The sequence below is a fragment of the Desulfotomaculum sp. genome (genome assembly GCF_982386235.1).
On the sequence record NZ_CEVWQM010000014.1, the window covers coordinates 22664 to 36460 of the forward strand.

At 41.5% G+C, this 13797-nt stretch carries 15 protein-coding genes; 13 read left to right on the forward strand and 2 right to left on the reverse strand.

The annotated features are described in order from the left end of the window. The first annotated feature begins 210 nt into the window (after positions 1 to 210). The 13 genes from AC1U9Z_RS09760 to AC1U9Z_RS09820 all read left to right on the forward strand — a co-directional run bounded on the left by AC1U9Z_RS09760 (position 211) and on the right by AC1U9Z_RS09820 (position 11137). Positions 211 to 1005 carry a basic amino acid ABC transporter substrate-binding protein gene (locus AC1U9Z_RS09760; protein ID WP_479957283.1) on the forward strand — a complete coding sequence of 265 codons (795 nt, stop codon included), beginning with the start codon at positions 211 to 213 and terminating at the stop codon, positions 1003 to 1005. Positions 1006 to 1315: 310 nt separating this feature from the next. Further along, the gene (locus tag AC1U9Z_RS09765; RefSeq protein WP_479957284.1) at positions 1316 to 1693 is read left to right on the forward strand and encodes a hypothetical protein; all 378 of its coding nucleotides are present in this window, start codon (positions 1316 to 1318) and stop codon (positions 1691 to 1693) included. A 179-nt stretch (positions 1694 to 1872) separates the two neighbouring features. Next, positions 1873 to 2133 carry an IreB family regulatory phosphoprotein gene (locus tag AC1U9Z_RS09770; RefSeq protein ID WP_333531225.1) on the forward strand — a complete coding sequence of 87 codons (261 nt, stop codon included), beginning with the start codon at positions 1873 to 1875 and terminating at the stop codon, positions 2131 to 2133. Between the two features lie 36 nt (positions 2134 to 2169). Further along, positions 2170 to 3117: an aldo/keto reductase gene (locus AC1U9Z_RS09775; RefSeq protein ID WP_333531226.1), complete on the forward strand. Its 948-nt coding sequence runs from the start codon at positions 2170 to 2172 to the stop codon at positions 3115 to 3117. A 16-nt stretch (positions 3118 to 3133) separates the two neighbouring features. Continuing rightward, complete coding sequence (gene ruvX / locus AC1U9Z_RS09780) at positions 3134 to 3547, forward strand: Holliday junction resolvase RuvX (RefSeq protein WP_333531227.1); 414 nt, start codon at positions 3134 to 3136, stop codon at positions 3545 to 3547. 82 nt (positions 3548 to 3629) lie between these two features. Beyond that, on the forward strand, positions 3630 to 3893 hold the full coding sequence (locus AC1U9Z_RS09785; protein WP_333531228.1) for a DUF1292 domain-containing protein: 264 nt from the start codon (positions 3630 to 3632) through the stop codon (positions 3891 to 3893). Positions 3894 to 4059: 166 nt separating this feature from the next. Beyond that, positions 4060 to 5490 carry a VanW family protein gene (locus AC1U9Z_RS09790; protein WP_479957285.1) on the forward strand — a complete coding sequence of 477 codons (1431 nt, stop codon included), beginning with the start codon at positions 4060 to 4062 and terminating at the stop codon, positions 5488 to 5490. Positions 5491 to 5835: 345 nt separating this feature from the next. Next, positions 5836 to 6675 (forward strand): transporter substrate-binding domain-containing protein, encoded by an 840-nt coding sequence (locus AC1U9Z_RS09795; RefSeq protein ID WP_333531230.1) that lies wholly within the window; start codon positions 5836 to 5838, stop codon positions 6673 to 6675. A gap of 68 nt (positions 6676 to 6743) precedes the next feature. Then, the gene (locus AC1U9Z_RS09800; RefSeq protein ID WP_333531231.1) at positions 6744 to 7508 is read left to right on the forward strand and encodes an amino acid ABC transporter permease; all 765 of its coding nucleotides are present in this window, start codon (positions 6744 to 6746) and stop codon (positions 7506 to 7508) included. 20 nt (positions 7509 to 7528) lie between these two features. Continuing rightward, positions 7529 to 8269, forward strand: a complete 741-nt coding sequence (locus AC1U9Z_RS09805; protein ID WP_333531232.1) for an amino acid ABC transporter ATP-binding protein — start codon at positions 7529 to 7531, stop codon at positions 8267 to 8269. Positions 8270 to 8523: 254 nt separating this feature from the next. Further along, positions 8524 to 9312, forward strand: coding sequence for an ABC transporter permease (locus tag AC1U9Z_RS09810; protein ID WP_479957286.1), 789 nt, complete (start codon positions 8524 to 8526; stop codon positions 9310 to 9312). Positions 9313 to 9317: 5 nt separating this feature from the next. After that, entirely contained in the window at positions 9318 to 10130 is an 813-nt protein-coding gene (locus AC1U9Z_RS09815) for an ABC transporter permease (RefSeq protein WP_333531234.1), read from the forward strand. A gap of 14 nt (positions 10131 to 10144) precedes the next feature. Next, on the forward strand, positions 10145 to 11137 hold the full coding sequence (locus AC1U9Z_RS09820) for an ABC transporter ATP-binding protein (RefSeq protein WP_479957287.1): 993 nt from the start codon (positions 10145 to 10147) through the stop codon (positions 11135 to 11137). Between the two features lie 61 nt (positions 11138 to 11198). Here the strand turns inward: AC1U9Z_RS09820 and AC1U9Z_RS09825 are convergent, their stop codons facing one another. Beyond that, positions 11199 to 12293, reverse strand: coding sequence for a CotH kinase family protein (locus AC1U9Z_RS09825; RefSeq protein ID WP_479957288.1), 1095 nt, complete (start codon positions 12291 to 12293; stop codon positions 11199 to 11201). A 707-nt stretch (positions 12294 to 13000) separates the two neighbouring features. Further along, a complete protein-coding gene (locus AC1U9Z_RS09830; RefSeq protein ID WP_479957289.1) occupies positions 13001 to 13549 on the reverse strand; it encodes an SPOCS domain-containing protein in 549 nt (182 codons plus the stop codon). Between the last annotated feature and the right edge of the window lie 248 nt (positions 13550 to 13797).

Consider the following 13797-nt stretch of genomic DNA (forward strand, 5'->3'; position numbering starts at 1 on the left):
ACAAGGGGACGGTTCTTTTGTGTTGCTCTATGGAACAACACAAAAGAACCGTCCCCTTGTGCTTCCTTTTTCAATGGTCTTAACCTGTCCCCTTGTCCCCCAAGGGAATATTTCTTATGGGATTTGCAGATCATAAGAAGGAGTGTGTAATAATTTGTCGAATTTTGTCTTGTCTGATAAAAACAGAATAACTCTAGGGAGGAAGTAGTATTGAAGAGGGTATTTAAGTATGGGATAATTTGCCTGGCTATTCTTACCTTGGCTTTGGCAGCGGTAGGTTGTACGGGTAAGGAGGAAGCCAAGTCACCTGCCCAGGATGGTGGTAAGAAGAAGTTAGTGGCTGCTGCGGATGCAACTTTTCCGCCCTTTGAGTTTGCTGATGCCAGTGGGCAGTATGTGGGGTTTGACCTGGATCTGATTGCAGCCCTTGCAGAGGAAATGGGTTATCAATTGGAGTTTCAGAGTATGGCCTTTGACGGCATTATTCCTGCATTGCAGAGCAGTCAGATTGACTGTGCTGCTACTGCCATGACGATTACACCCGATCGCCAAAAGGCAGTTAATTTTAGTGAACCTTATTATAAAGCCGGGCAAATTGTTGTTGTGCAGACCAGCAAGAATGATGTAAAGAGTATTACGGACTTAAAAGGTAAGACCATTGCTGTACAGAGTGGTACTACCGGTGCCATGGAGGCTGAAAAAGCCACCGATAAAGGCAAGGTGACTTACTTTACTGGTGCTGATCAAGCCCTTCAGGAATTGAAAAATGGTGCTGCAAATGCGGTTATTATTGACTATCCGGTTGCCGCTTATTTTATTCAACAGGGGAACAAAGATGTGAAAATGGTGGGCGATATCATGTCTTCTGAGCAATATGGTATTGCTGTGCCTAAGGATAAGCAGAAAGTTTTGGAGGATATTAATGCTGGGTTGAAAAAGATAAAAGAGAATGGTAAGTATGCTGAGATTTATAAAAAATGGTTTGGTGAAGAGCCAAGGGCTTAATATAATTTACATTGGAGGAGGGACGAATGTCTCTCCTTTCCTATATTATAATGTTTGTTAAAATACAGGGCTAAGGAAGGTGTGTTGCATCCGCGAGGGGGATAACGATAGCACCTGCAAATTCGTTGGGCTATCTTTCCCAGAAAAGGGGTATGGCGGTATTTGCATAAACTATGTAAATACGGCAGCCTGACCTCCAAGGCCCATGGTTCATGCCATCAAGCGGAAGGCTATACTTGTAACCTTCTCTTCCAAAAAGTCATATGATGAAAGATCAGAAATCTTGTGTTTTTAGGAAGGGGGGGTCTTGATGTTTTTTCAACCTAGGAGGCCCGGTTCCCCGTCAAAGGGGTTGCCGGTACAGACTGGTATACCAGGCCTTAACTTAAACTTAAGCGTTGATCATATTCAAGTTATGGGAACGTTACTGATGATGGGTTTAAACCGCCGGCCAGGCTTTAAAGAGGAAATGGCAGAGTTTATGCTTTTTATGCAGAAGATGCAGGAAGCAGCCGAAACCATCTCAGTGCAAATGGAAAGTGTTCATCAAGAGTATGCCAAGGTTAAAGCAAAAATGCAGGAACCCATTGCAAATGGAAAAGATGTCAAAAGGGAAACCTCGCGGCAAGAGGGAACACCCTACGTCAACCCACTGCTGCAGCATCTGTTTAGATTAATGTCCTATTAATTACAGTATAAACAAATCCCCCCTGGGAGACAGTAGTATTTACCGCTATTGTCAGCTTAGGGGGGATTTGTATAAGGTATACAATATTAATTTATTTTAGAAATATAAAAGGAAAATGAAAGATAATGTTGAATTAATATTTCTATGTTAGGAAATATTAGGACTGGGAGGTCTTTGCCGTGGCTCAAGATTTTTCACAAGAAACAGTAATGTTTAAAGTCCAGGCGGAAGAAGTTAACCAGGCCCGTGAAATACTGCTGGCTGTTTATGCCGCATTAAAGGAAAAAGGCTATAACCCCATAAACCAATTGGTAGGTTATTTATTATCTGGTGATCCAGCCTATATCACTAGTCATGGGAATGCTCGCAGTATGATCCGTCGATTGGAACGAGACGAGCTGCTAGAAGAACTTGTTAAAAACTACCTGGAGCAGAAATAACCCCTCATAGGGGTTTGTTTTTGTTGGAGGTGTAATATGGAATATAGAGAGCTTGGGGACACAGGGTTAACGGTGTCCCGTTTGTGTTTCGGGGCTCTGACCATTGGACCCTTGCAGGCTAATTTACCAGTGGAGCAAGGAGCGGCAGTGATTGCCAGTGCCTTGGACCGGGGTGTTAATTTTATGGATACTGCCGAATTGTATGGCACCTATCCATATATTCGTGAGGCCATAAAAAATAGAAAACAAGAAGTGATTATTTGCAGTAAGTGCTATGCCTATACCAGAGATGGCATGAAGGAAAGCTTGGAGGCTGCCCTTAGAGGCATTGACCGGGAGTACATTGATATTTTTATGCTTCATGAACAGGAATCCCTACTGACCATCAAGGGGCATTGGGAGGCCATTGAGTATCTACTGGAGGCCAAGAGCAAAGGTTTGGTACGGGCTGTGGGAATCTCTACCCACCATGTGGCAGCGGTCAGGGCTGCGGTGGACATGCCAGAGCTTGAGGTCATTCATCCCATTATTAATAGGGCAGGGGTGGGTATTGCCGATGGCAGTGCAGCGGAGATGCTGTCTGCTATAAAAATGGCCCATGCCGCAGGAAAGGGCATTTATGGCATGAAAGCCTTGGGAGGGGGCAATTTACTTGCCAATTCCCAAGAGGCATTAAACTTTGTCTTGGGTATCCCAGAATTGGCTTCCATTGCTGTCGGTATGCAAAATTTTAACGAAGTAGATTATAATACTCGCTTTTTTAGCCAAACTTATATACCAGAGGATCTACAGGAAAGGGTAGCCAGGCAACCACGGCGTTTGCATATTGATGATTGGTGTGAGGGATGTGGTGCCTGCGTCCAAAAGTGTGGCGCTGGGGCCCTGAAGTTACACGGGGGGAAGGCAAGAGTAGACGGGGAACTGTGTCGCCTATGTGGTTACTGTGGCGCAGTATGTCCGCTTTTTGCTATCAAAGTTATATAGAAATGGAGATTTGCAGATGAGGATTATGGGCCTGGATGTGGGTGACAAAACCATTGGGGTTGCTTTAAGCGATCCTTTGGGTTGGACGGCCCAGGGTTTGGAAGTTATTCGCCGGAATACCTTAGAAAAAGATATTAATCGTTTATGCCAAATAATAGACGAATATGCGGTGGAGAAAATCTTAGTGGGCATGCCCAAAAATATGAATGCCACCATTGGTCCCCAGGGTGAAAAGGTGTTAGCCTTTATTGAAGATTTAAAAGAAAATATTGATTTGCCAATTAAGACCTGGGACGAAAGATTGAGTACAGTGGCCGCAGAGAGAATGTTAATCCAAGCGGATGTCAGTCGCAGCAAAAGAAAGAAAGTCATTGACAAAATGGCTGCTGCGGTTATTTTGCAGGGTTACTTAGACGCTGGGGCAAAGTAAACCATTATTAATTAGGAATTTCTTGACAGAAAATGTTTTTTTGGATACAATACAGACAACTTTTGGAAACGAGGTGCAGATTATGCCGGAACAAGATGAAGTAATTACCCTTATTGATGAAGATGGAGCTGAACATGATTTTAACGTTATCGACGTTATAGAAGTAGAGGGTTCCGAGTATGCAATTTTACTACCTGTAGAAGATGAGACTGACGAGGCAGTTATTCTAAAATTTGCCAAGGACGAAGACGATAATGAAATTCTCGTAGATATTGAAAGTGATGAAGAGTGGGAAAAGGTTGCCGATGCATGGGAAGAGATGGTAACCGCTGAGGACGGCGAGTAAATAAAATATTAAAGAAAACCAGACTGGATTAAAATGGATCCTCTTAAAGGGCATTTTAATCTGTCTGGTTTTTTTCTATTTTCCAGCACTTTTATAGGAATAGCAAATGCATGTCCCTAGTAAGATATAGCTAGGATAAGTTCTACGTTCGGAGGGGGGGATTGCTTTGGGGCCAAAAAGAAAAAAGCTATTTGCTTTAATATCCTTACCAGTTATTATGATGATGGTCGTTTTTTTGATAGCCTCTCAAATGAGTTTTGCACCTCAAAATAAAATATTACCCGGCATATATATACAGAATCAGGACATGTCCCTGCTTAGTTATAACCAAGCCTTACTCTCGATGCAAAAGCTGGAACAACAATTTAAAAAGCCAATCAAAGTAAAATACGACGATTTAACCTGGGTATTGCCGATGGATCAAGTGGGATTAAAGATAGACTGTTCAAGAGAGGTCCAACGGGCTATGGCCATTGGACGTCAAGGATCCCCGTGGCAAAAGTTTTTAGAGCGCAGGCAGGCTTTTCGGGGGATCTATTTAAAACCAGAAATCTCCTTAGACAAAGAGTTATTGGAAAGAAATGTGACGGAGGTAGCAGAGATTATTATTCTACCACCCCGGGAGGCTGGTTTAATCATAAATTCAGATCAAACAGTGGAAATATCTCCTGGCCATAATGGCAGATTAATTGATATCGAACAATTAGAATTAAACATTAAGGAATCGTTATTGGCTGGCAGTCAATCACCCATTGATTTGAAATTAATTGAGGTACCGCCAGTACGAACCACAGAAGAAATCCAGTCCATGGGGGTGGATACGCTATTAGGAATGTTTTCTACCCAATTTGACCCCAGCAAAGTTAATCGAGCCTATAATGTGAGTGTGGCAGCGGCGGCTCTTGATGGGTTGACAGTTAGCCCCCAGGAAGTTATTTCCTTTAATGAAGTTGTGGGGCCACGCAGTACCGAGGCAGGCTATAAAAATGCTCCGGTAATTATTAATAATGAGATGGTGGACGGACTGGGTGGCGGTGTTTGTCAGGTTTCCACCACACTTTATAACGCTGTGCTGCTGGCTAACTTAGAGGTCATTGAAAGAAAAAATCATAGCATACCAATTACCTATATCCCCATTGGCAGGGATGCTACGGTAGTATTTGATGCCATTGATTTTAAATTTAAGAATAATACCGATTACTGGCTGTATATACAATCCTATGTTAAGGGAGGTACTCTAACCATTAAAATCTTTGGCAATTCAGATTTTAAAAGGGATGTAGTCATTCGCAGCTGGATTGAGGAGACCTACGATCCCAAAACGATCGTTGAAGAGGATCGTGGGATACCCATGGGGGATCGGGTGGTGCGGCAGCAAGGTGGCCAGGGTTTTAGGGCCACTGGAGAACGCATCGTTATGAAAGACAATAAAGTGATTAAGGTCGAAAGATTGCCAACCAGTATTTATAAAGCAAGGAATCAAATTATCTCACAGGGAATAGCACCGCCGGGAACCATTCTTAAAGACCCTAAGTTACAGGTGAGCAATGATCCTTCAAGTGAGACTAACGGTGACCTACAGAATAATATCCCTTAAACCGAGAGTTTAAGAGAGTAGCTAAGCTATATAGGTAGCATAAAATATAGGATAGCTTATATTAAAATAAGGTTATCAATTTGTTATAAGAATAACCGCAGGCAATAAGCATTGCGGTTATTCTTGTGTATGTAAATTTATGGATAAGAGGAATATATATGGAATGCTAGCACCTATTTAATTGTTTATGATGGCTGGTTTTTTTCTTGATCTAACGAATAAATGATGATAATATTAAAAAATGTAAAGAATATTTTTGCAATTTACTTTTTCAAAATCTTTATGTTGACCGAATGAGTATCGAATAGTATATTTAATTTATTATAATAGGGGGAGAGAGTAATTATGAGAAAAAAGGTGCTACTATTATTAGCAATGTCTCTGTCGATGCTTTTACTAGTAACAGGCTGTGGATCTAGCAGCCCCAAGACGAATAATGAGTCAGCTGCAGGCGGAACGTTTAAGGTAGGACTTGAGTGTGGATATGCACCATTCAACTGGACACAAATGAATGATTCCAACGGTGGTGTTAAGATTGATGGCAGTGGCGAGTATGCAGGCGGTTACGATGTAGAAATTGCTAAAAAGATTGCAGAGGGATTGGGTAAAGAATTAGTCATTGTTAAAACGGAATGGGATGGTCTGGTACCAGCATTAACATCCGGTAAAATTGATGCTATCATTGCAGGTATGTCACCAACAGCGGAACGTAAAAAGACCATTGATTTTTCAGATATCTACTATAAATCGGATTTAGTTATGGTTGTTAAAAAAGGTGGCAATTATGAAGCTGCTACCTCCATCCAAGATTTCAAGGGGGCAAAAGTAACGGCCCAATTAAATACCTTCCACTATTCAGTAATCGATCAAATTGAAGGTGTAGCCAAACAGCCGGCAATGGATAACTTCCCAACCATGAGGGTTGCTTTAGAGTCAGGAATTATTGATGGGTATGTATCGGAACGTCCAGAGGGTGTTAGTGCCTCAGCAGCTAACCCAAAATTTGCTATGGTAGAATTTAATGAAGGTTTTAATACATCCGATGATGATACAGCAATTGCAGTAGGTATTAAAAAGGGCAGTGAATTAACCGAACAAATCAATAACATCTTAGCAGGTATCTCAGAAGAGGAACGTACAAACATCATGGATACTGCTATTAAAAATCAACCGGCAGCTAAATAAAGATTAAGTGAAACCGGGCGCATTAAAATGCACCCGGTTTTATGACGTTTATCATAAGGGGGAGAAAAATGAGCTTTGAATGGATCGTAAAAATTGTTGCAGACTACGGGCCAATGTTCATTCGAGGTGCGGGAATAACACTATTAATTTCTATTATTGGTACTATTATAGGATCTATCATCGGTTTACTAATAGGAGTTATACGTACCATTCCCCTGCCGGAACGTGGGGCCAAACGGATCACTCTCCAAGTAATCAATGCTTTACTTTCTGCTTATATTGAATTCTTCCGTGGCACACCGATGATTGTACAAGCTATGGTAATTTATTATGGTTCTGCCTTAGCATTTGGTGTGGATATGAACAGATTGGTAGCAGCAATTTTTATCGTATCGATTAATACAGGGGCCTATATGTCAGAAATCGTTCGTGGTGGTATTATATCGATTGATAAAGGACAATTTGAAGCAGCCCATGCCATCGGTATGAATCATTTTCAAACAATGACGAATGTAGTCATACCACAGGTCATTCGTAATATTCTACCGGCAACAGGCAACGAATTTATTATTAATATCAAAGACACCTCGGTGCTTAACGTAATTTCCGTCTCGGAATTATTCTTCCAAACAAAATCGGTTGCAGGAAACAACTTTAGATATTTTGAATCATTCTTTGTGGCGTGTATTATTTACTTTATTATGACCTACACAGTAACGAGAATTTTACGTTATTTTGAGAAGCGGTTGGATGGTCCCGATGATTACATTCTGTTAGGTAATCAAATGCAATTAGAAAGGCCGGAAGACAAGCTGCGTAAAAAACAAAATTAAATAGACGGAGGAGGGAGCATATGGAAAAGATAATTGATATTCAACATTTAAGTAAATCCTTTGGGGCCCACGAAGTCTTAAAAGATATAGATTTTTCAGTTAGCAAAGGAGAAGTAGTTTGTATCATTGGTTCATCTGGATCTGGCAAATCAACCCTTCTTCGCTGCGTTAATTTATTAGAAAAACCAAGTGGTGGTCAAATTATTTATAAAGGGGAAAACATTTTGGATGATAAGCATGATATCTATGCTTACCGTACCAAGTTGGGTATGGTCTTCCAACAGTTTAACCTATTTAATAATCACAACGTTTTAAACAATTGTGTAGTCGGACAAATAAAGGTGCTAAAACGGTCTAGGTCAGAAGCGGAAAAAATAGCCATGCAATATTTAAAGGTTGTTGGTATGGATCAATATATTAACGCCAAACCAAGACAATTATCAGGTGGTCAAAAGCAACGGGTGGCTATTGCCAGGGCACTCTCTATGGAACCGGATGTGATGTTGTTTGATGAACCAACATCAGCCCTTGATCCTGAGATGGTAGGAGAAGTCCTGAAAGTAATGAAGGAACTTGCCGAATCTGGTCTGACCATGTTAATTGTCACGCACGAAATGGGATTTGCCAAAGAGGTATCTGATCGTGTAGTATTTATGGACAAGGGAGTTATAGCAGAAGAAGGACCTCCGGAACAAATCTTTAATAACCCAACACAAGAACGTACCAGGGAGTTTTTAAAGCGTACCTTAGCACAGATTTAACCTGAGACTGAGAGAAAAGTAGAGCACTTTGCTTTGGCAAGGTGCTTTATTCAATAATTGACGGGATTAGCTTTTTACTAGTATAGTTTTTACATAATCGTTAACAGGGTGAAACGAATAAAAGAGGCTATCCTGAACCCTGCGAAGCGGATGGGGGTAGGACCTCCATTTTCATTTTTTGTTGATGCTGTTAACGGCGTGGAATTCTTTGATCAGTATACTTTAGATTAGGTGAGACAATGGGAAGTTTAAGATTGTACTGGGAATTTTCCCGCAAATCCTTTCAAAGGGCAGTGGCCTATCGTTTTGATGCCTGGATCAGGGTAATTTCAAATATTATGTTATTGTTCATGTGGGGTTTTATCTGGTATGGGCTATATGGCGGGCAGGATACAGTGGAAGAGGTATCCTTTGAGGCCATGTTAGGCTATATCTTGATTAGTCAAGCCCTGCAGGGGATACATGGGGCCGGGACACCCCTTTGGGAGATACAGGAGCGGGTGCGCACAGGGGATATTGCTATGGAACTGCTGCGCCCTTACGATTACCCGCTGCGTATGTTGTTTTCTGATTTTGGCAGCATTGCCTTTTATTTTTTAACGGCAATTTTGCCTCTCTATGGCTTGTTGTTTTATCTGCTGGATACCACCTTGCCCAGCTCCCTTTACCAATGGAGTATGTTTGTGGTGTCGGCGGTCTTGGGCTATTTGTTACGCTACTGTATTGAACTAACTTTTGGCCTGTTTAGCTTTTGGCTGGTGGAAACAGGTGGGGTAGAAGATATTTTTTATTTCTCTATTTCACTATTCTCTGGTTCGGTAATTCCCTTGTGGTTTTTTCCTGGCTGGTTGGCCACTTTGGCCGGATGGCTGCCCTTTCAAGCCATCTTTTTTGTACCCAACTCTATTTTTATCGGTGAACTTACTGGACAGGCTTTGATCCATGCCCTCTTGGGGCAAGTGATGTGGCTAATTGTGTTTTATGCAGTTTTACGCTATGTTTGGCTAAAGGCATCGAGGAAAGTAGTCGTACAAGGGGGCTAAGATTCATGCCGCAGATTTGGTTGAGGAACATTCGTATGTACTTATATATGGTAGGTGCCAGCATCCGTGCCCAGATGCAGTATCGCTATGCCTTTGTCATGAATATTTTGGGTTGGGCCATGACCTATGCCGGTACGGCTATTACCATGTGGGTGTTACTATATTCCTTTGGTGCCATAGAGGGCTGGACCTTTTGGGAATTGATTTTTTTATTTGCCCTGGCGGTTTTATCCTGGGGTGTATGCATGGTTTTTTTCTTTCATTTTAGGGGGTTGGATCAATATATTGTTAACGGTACCTTTGACCGTTTTTTAGTAAGGCCCATGCACCCCTTTTTTCATTTCATGGCCATGAAATTTGATGTGGGTGCCTTTGGTCAATTTTTATTTAGTACGATCGCTGTGGCATTGGCCTACCATCACCTTCAAATGCACTGGCCCCTCTGGAAATGGCTTGTTTTTGGGGGAGCAGTGGTTGGCGGCACCCTGATCCAGGGTGGACTTTTAATCCTTATATCAGCCATCGCCTTTTGGACCACCCGGTCGGAACGATTATACTGGGCAGTCATGTGGCCCGCCAAAAGCCTCATGAACTATCCCCTGACCATTTACCCTCCGGGGGTACAGTGGGTAGTCACCTTTATCCTTCCCTTTGCCTTTGTCAATTACCTGCCTTCCTTGCTTTTATTGGATAAGACCGGCGGCGGGTATGCACCCTATTGGGGGTTTTTAAGTCCGGTGGTAGGCCCGATTTTCTTTTGGCTCTGTTTGCGTTTTTGGATGCATGGTTTAAATCATTATAAGAGTGCTGGCTCCTAAGAACGGAGGAAATCATGAGTTTGATTGAAGTTAAGCATTTATACAAACAGTATGATGTGGCCAAGCGGCAAGAGGGTATGTGGGGGGCTGTACGCAGCCTTTTTCACCGGGAGTATCTAAGCAAAATGGCAGTGCAAGATATTTCCTTTACCATCAAGGCCGGAGAAGTGGTTGGGTATATCGGACCCAATGGTGCCGGCAAATCCACCACCATCAAGATGTTGACGGGAATATTAGTACCCACCTCCGGAGACATTTTGATCAATGGTATCGTACCCTATAAAGAAAGGCAAAAAAATGCCAGGCAAATTGGTGTAGTCTTTGGCCAGCGGACACAACTTTGGTGGGATCTGCCTGCCATTGAATCTTTTGAACTCCTCAAGCAGGTATTTCAAATTCCCCAGCAGCGCTATCGGAAAAACATGGACACCTTTGCTGAGATTTTAGGGCTGGGGGAATTTATGCAGACTCCCGTGCGCCAACTTTCCCTGGGCCAAAGAATGAGGGCAGATATAGCTGCGTCCCTTTTGCATGATCCCTCGATCCTCTTTCTGGATGAGCCAACCATTGGCCTGGATGTGGTAGCCAAGGAAAGAATGCGTACCTTTATTAAGGAAATTAATCAGGAACGGGGCGTCACGGTTATTTTAACCACCCACGATATGTCCGATATAGAAAAACTCTGCCGGCGCATGATTTTAATTGATAAGGGCCAAGTTATGTATGACGGTGAACTGGCCAAGATTAAGGAAAAATTTGGCCAGCATCGTCTGCTAATTATTGACTTGGAGAGTGAAGAATCAGGGTTTTCTGTGGCGGGAGCAGAAGTTATCCGTGAAGAGGGTAACCGCAAATGGCTGCGCTTTAACCGCCGGCAAATATCCGCCTCCCAATTAATTAACCAAATTTCCGAACGCTACGAAATTAAGGATCTGGCCATTAGTGATCCTGAGATTGATGAGATGATCAGACAAATTTATGAAAAAGGGATCGACCAGATAGTTTAATAAATGCGGGAACAAAAACTCAATAAAACGATGCATTTTCTATCGTCCAAGCCTTTCTAAATTATTTTAATGCCACGAATTGCTCCTTTAAATAATGGTTCCTGTTTACGATAAAACGAATAATATACTCAGGTTCTGCATCAAACCCTTCTATATCATCCTTTTTATACGGGTCCAAGGGGATATGGGGTCGCAGCAGATGGTATAAAGAAGTAATTCTTGGTTCAAGCAGGTTCCTGGTAAAGGAAGTCTCTAGGATTTCCTCTAATAATCTACGATAGCTGTGACGAAATGCGGGGATATCAAGGATCCGTGCTGTAAGGGTATTGGAGCCTTGAATTGGAACGTAATGGTAGGCCATTTCCTTGCCATGACAACTGCGCCCCCAGGTGCCGTCATAATCCCAGGGGATAAGTTCAAACAAGCCAGTGACAGAATTACGGTACAGGGCATAATTTTGAATAAAACCGTCGTAGTTCTGGGTGCATACTACTCCTGCCAACCAGCGCAGGTATTTTTCAATATCGATATGTTTAACGATTTCTTTGGCAAAATCCGCCCGGGGAACCGTGTTGGTTTTGAAAATCAGTTCACGGAGAAAGCCATCATCCGATGGGGAGCCATATTTTTGTTTGTATCCGTCCAATAGGGATTTCTTAACTTCATAGTTATCCGGGTTGAGTAAGGAAAAATTTGCATCATCATTACGGGCATAGTAAATAGCCCCTGCTGGTAAATTCCTGTTCTTTAGAAACAGATCATCAACGGATTCTAAATGAAGGTAGACACCCTTGAAAGATCCATTTAGCTTTAATAGAACAAATTTGGCAGCGGGGCTTAGTAGGTTGAGGTCTCTAAAAAAATCAAAAGACAGTTTATTACGAAGCAAAGAAGGATCAAGGTATTCAGCATTTAAATGGATCTCCCTGCCTCCTAAAAAGCGGCCAGGTTTTTTAAAAAGGATATGGTAGGATTTTTTGGGCAATTCCCGGGTGAGGGCACCCCGATAGGCAATCTCGATTTTAAAAGAGTTTTGGTTTGTTTTTAACTGGGCTGGCACATGTTCATTACGCCATATATCGCGATTTAACTCTTGCAGATCTTTCGGGTTAATAAAAAGGGAATAGGCTGGTATATTTGCTGTACTTTCATTCATAGAATACAACAGTCCTTTCACCAAATCTTATTAACATTTTATAAAGCATCAATTGGAATGTGACCCAGTATACAGAAGTTTAACGAATATAATTCAATTTCATTTCTCTCATTTAGCACAAAACGTAAGATAACCCATATTATGTATGAAAACCTATATCGCATAGGGAATTTTTTCATAAGGGAGTGTTATGATGAGGGATTTGAATGAGAATGAATTAAGACAATTATTCTGCGATGAAAACGTTGATGAACTAAAAAGAATGTTTATGAAAAATAACCCCTGGGATTCCTGTTGGAATTCCGATGGTTCCAAAGGCTCCAAGGGTAGTGATGGATGCGAGGATTCGGATGGTTCCAAAGGATCGAAAGGTAGTAAATGCTCCAAGGGTCCCAAGTGGTCGAAGGGATCCAAGGGCTGTAAATGCTCTAAAGGGTCAAAGGGATCGAAAGGTAGTAAATGTTCCAAAGGGTCAAAAGGTAGTAAATGCTCCAATGGTTGGAAAGTTCCTAAGCATTCTAAGGGCTCAAAGGGTTCTAAATGTCCTCATAAGGTGAAAAAATTAAAAATATGTTAATATCAAAAAATGCACTTCCTAGATAGTGGGAGGTGCTTTTTTTATTGCCGTTAGGCTGGACTTGGATATGGAAAAAGTCATGAGCCATGAGACTTAGTTGTAAGCTCATGGCTCATGACCGCTGTATGATTTATTTGTGGCACTTTCCTTTGCCTTTGCATTTGATTCTTATATCCAACAAGAAAAATTCTTTACCTTTGGTAACCAGGCCATTTTTATCACAATCCAGTACAAAGAAGTCGCTGACATCTTTTATCTTAACATCAAAGACATTAAACTTGCAGATATCTCCGGCCCTAATCCCGGGAACGTTGACAACTGCAGTAAATTCATAAATATTTTCAAAGAAATGAACGATACCTCCATAGCAATCCACTTGCTTACAAGAAAATTTCTTGCAGTTTATACTATTGTTTTTGCATTCATCATGACAGTCATTTTTATTGTGGCCCTTTTGGTTGCAGCATTGATTTTCCTTGTGATGATGTGGATGCAAATACAATACGGTCCTTTCGATTGTTCCTTTGACTAGGATCTTATCACAAAAAGTGATATAGTGAGTGACCTTTGCATCAAAATTTTCTCCCACTATCTTCGACATGGGCGGCTTCACATGGGAGATAGCTTCGCAAACCACTTGGGTACATCCTTGATAAACTACATCAGCCGATTGACTCATATAAATCATCCTCCTAAATATTCCTAATACCTACAAAACATAGGCCCTTTTGGTATATATGACATTATATGGGTTTATTTAGGAACGGTTACTGCACAACTTAATTTTGTTAAAAATGTATAGTAGCATCTATAACCATACATGTAAAACACCACCAATTGGTACAACTGCCATAATCATTAGCTAATAAAAATTTCCTTAAATTAATGGAAAATTTCCCGGCCCTCGGACATATAAATTTACCTAAG

Bases quoted from the DNA above. Each gene is read 5' to 3' on its own strand.
- AC1U9Z_RS09785 (WP_333531228.1), top strand. From the start codon at position 3,630: ATGCCGGAACAAGATGAAGTAATTACCCTTATTGATGAAGATGGAGCT.
- AC1U9Z_RS09805 (WP_333531232.1), top strand. From the start codon at position 7,529: ATGGAAAAGATAATTGATATTCAACATTTAAGTAAATCCTTTGGGGCC.
- AC1U9Z_RS09795 (WP_333531230.1), top strand. From the start codon at position 5,836: ATGAGAAAAAAGGTGCTACTATTATTAGCAATGTCTCTGTCGATGCTT.
- AC1U9Z_RS09830 (WP_479957289.1), bottom strand. From the start codon at position 13,549: ATGAGTCAATCGGCTGATGTAGTTTATCAAGGATGTACCCAAGTGGTT.
- AC1U9Z_RS09775 (WP_333531226.1), top strand. From the start codon at position 2,170: ATGGAATATAGAGAGCTTGGGGACACAGGGTTAACGGTGTCCCGTTTG.
- AC1U9Z_RS09825 (WP_479957288.1), bottom strand. From the start codon at position 12,293: ATGAATGAAAGTACAGCAAATATACCAGCCTATTCCCTTTTTATTAAC.
- AC1U9Z_RS09815 (WP_333531234.1), top strand. From the start codon at position 9,318: ATGCCGCAGATTTGGTTGAGGAACATTCGTATGTACTTATATATGGTA.
- AC1U9Z_RS09800 (WP_333531231.1), top strand. From the start codon at position 6,744: ATGAGCTTTGAATGGATCGTAAAAATTGTTGCAGACTACGGGCCAATG.
- ruvX (WP_333531227.1), top strand. From the start codon at position 3,134: ATGAGGATTATGGGCCTGGATGTGGGTGACAAAACCATTGGGGTTGCT.
- AC1U9Z_RS09820 (WP_479957287.1), top strand. From the start codon at position 10,145: ATGAGTTTGATTGAAGTTAAGCATTTATACAAACAGTATGATGTGGCC.
- AC1U9Z_RS09765 (WP_479957284.1), top strand. From the start codon at position 1,316: ATGTTTTTTCAACCTAGGAGGCCCGGTTCCCCGTCAAAGGGGTTGCCG.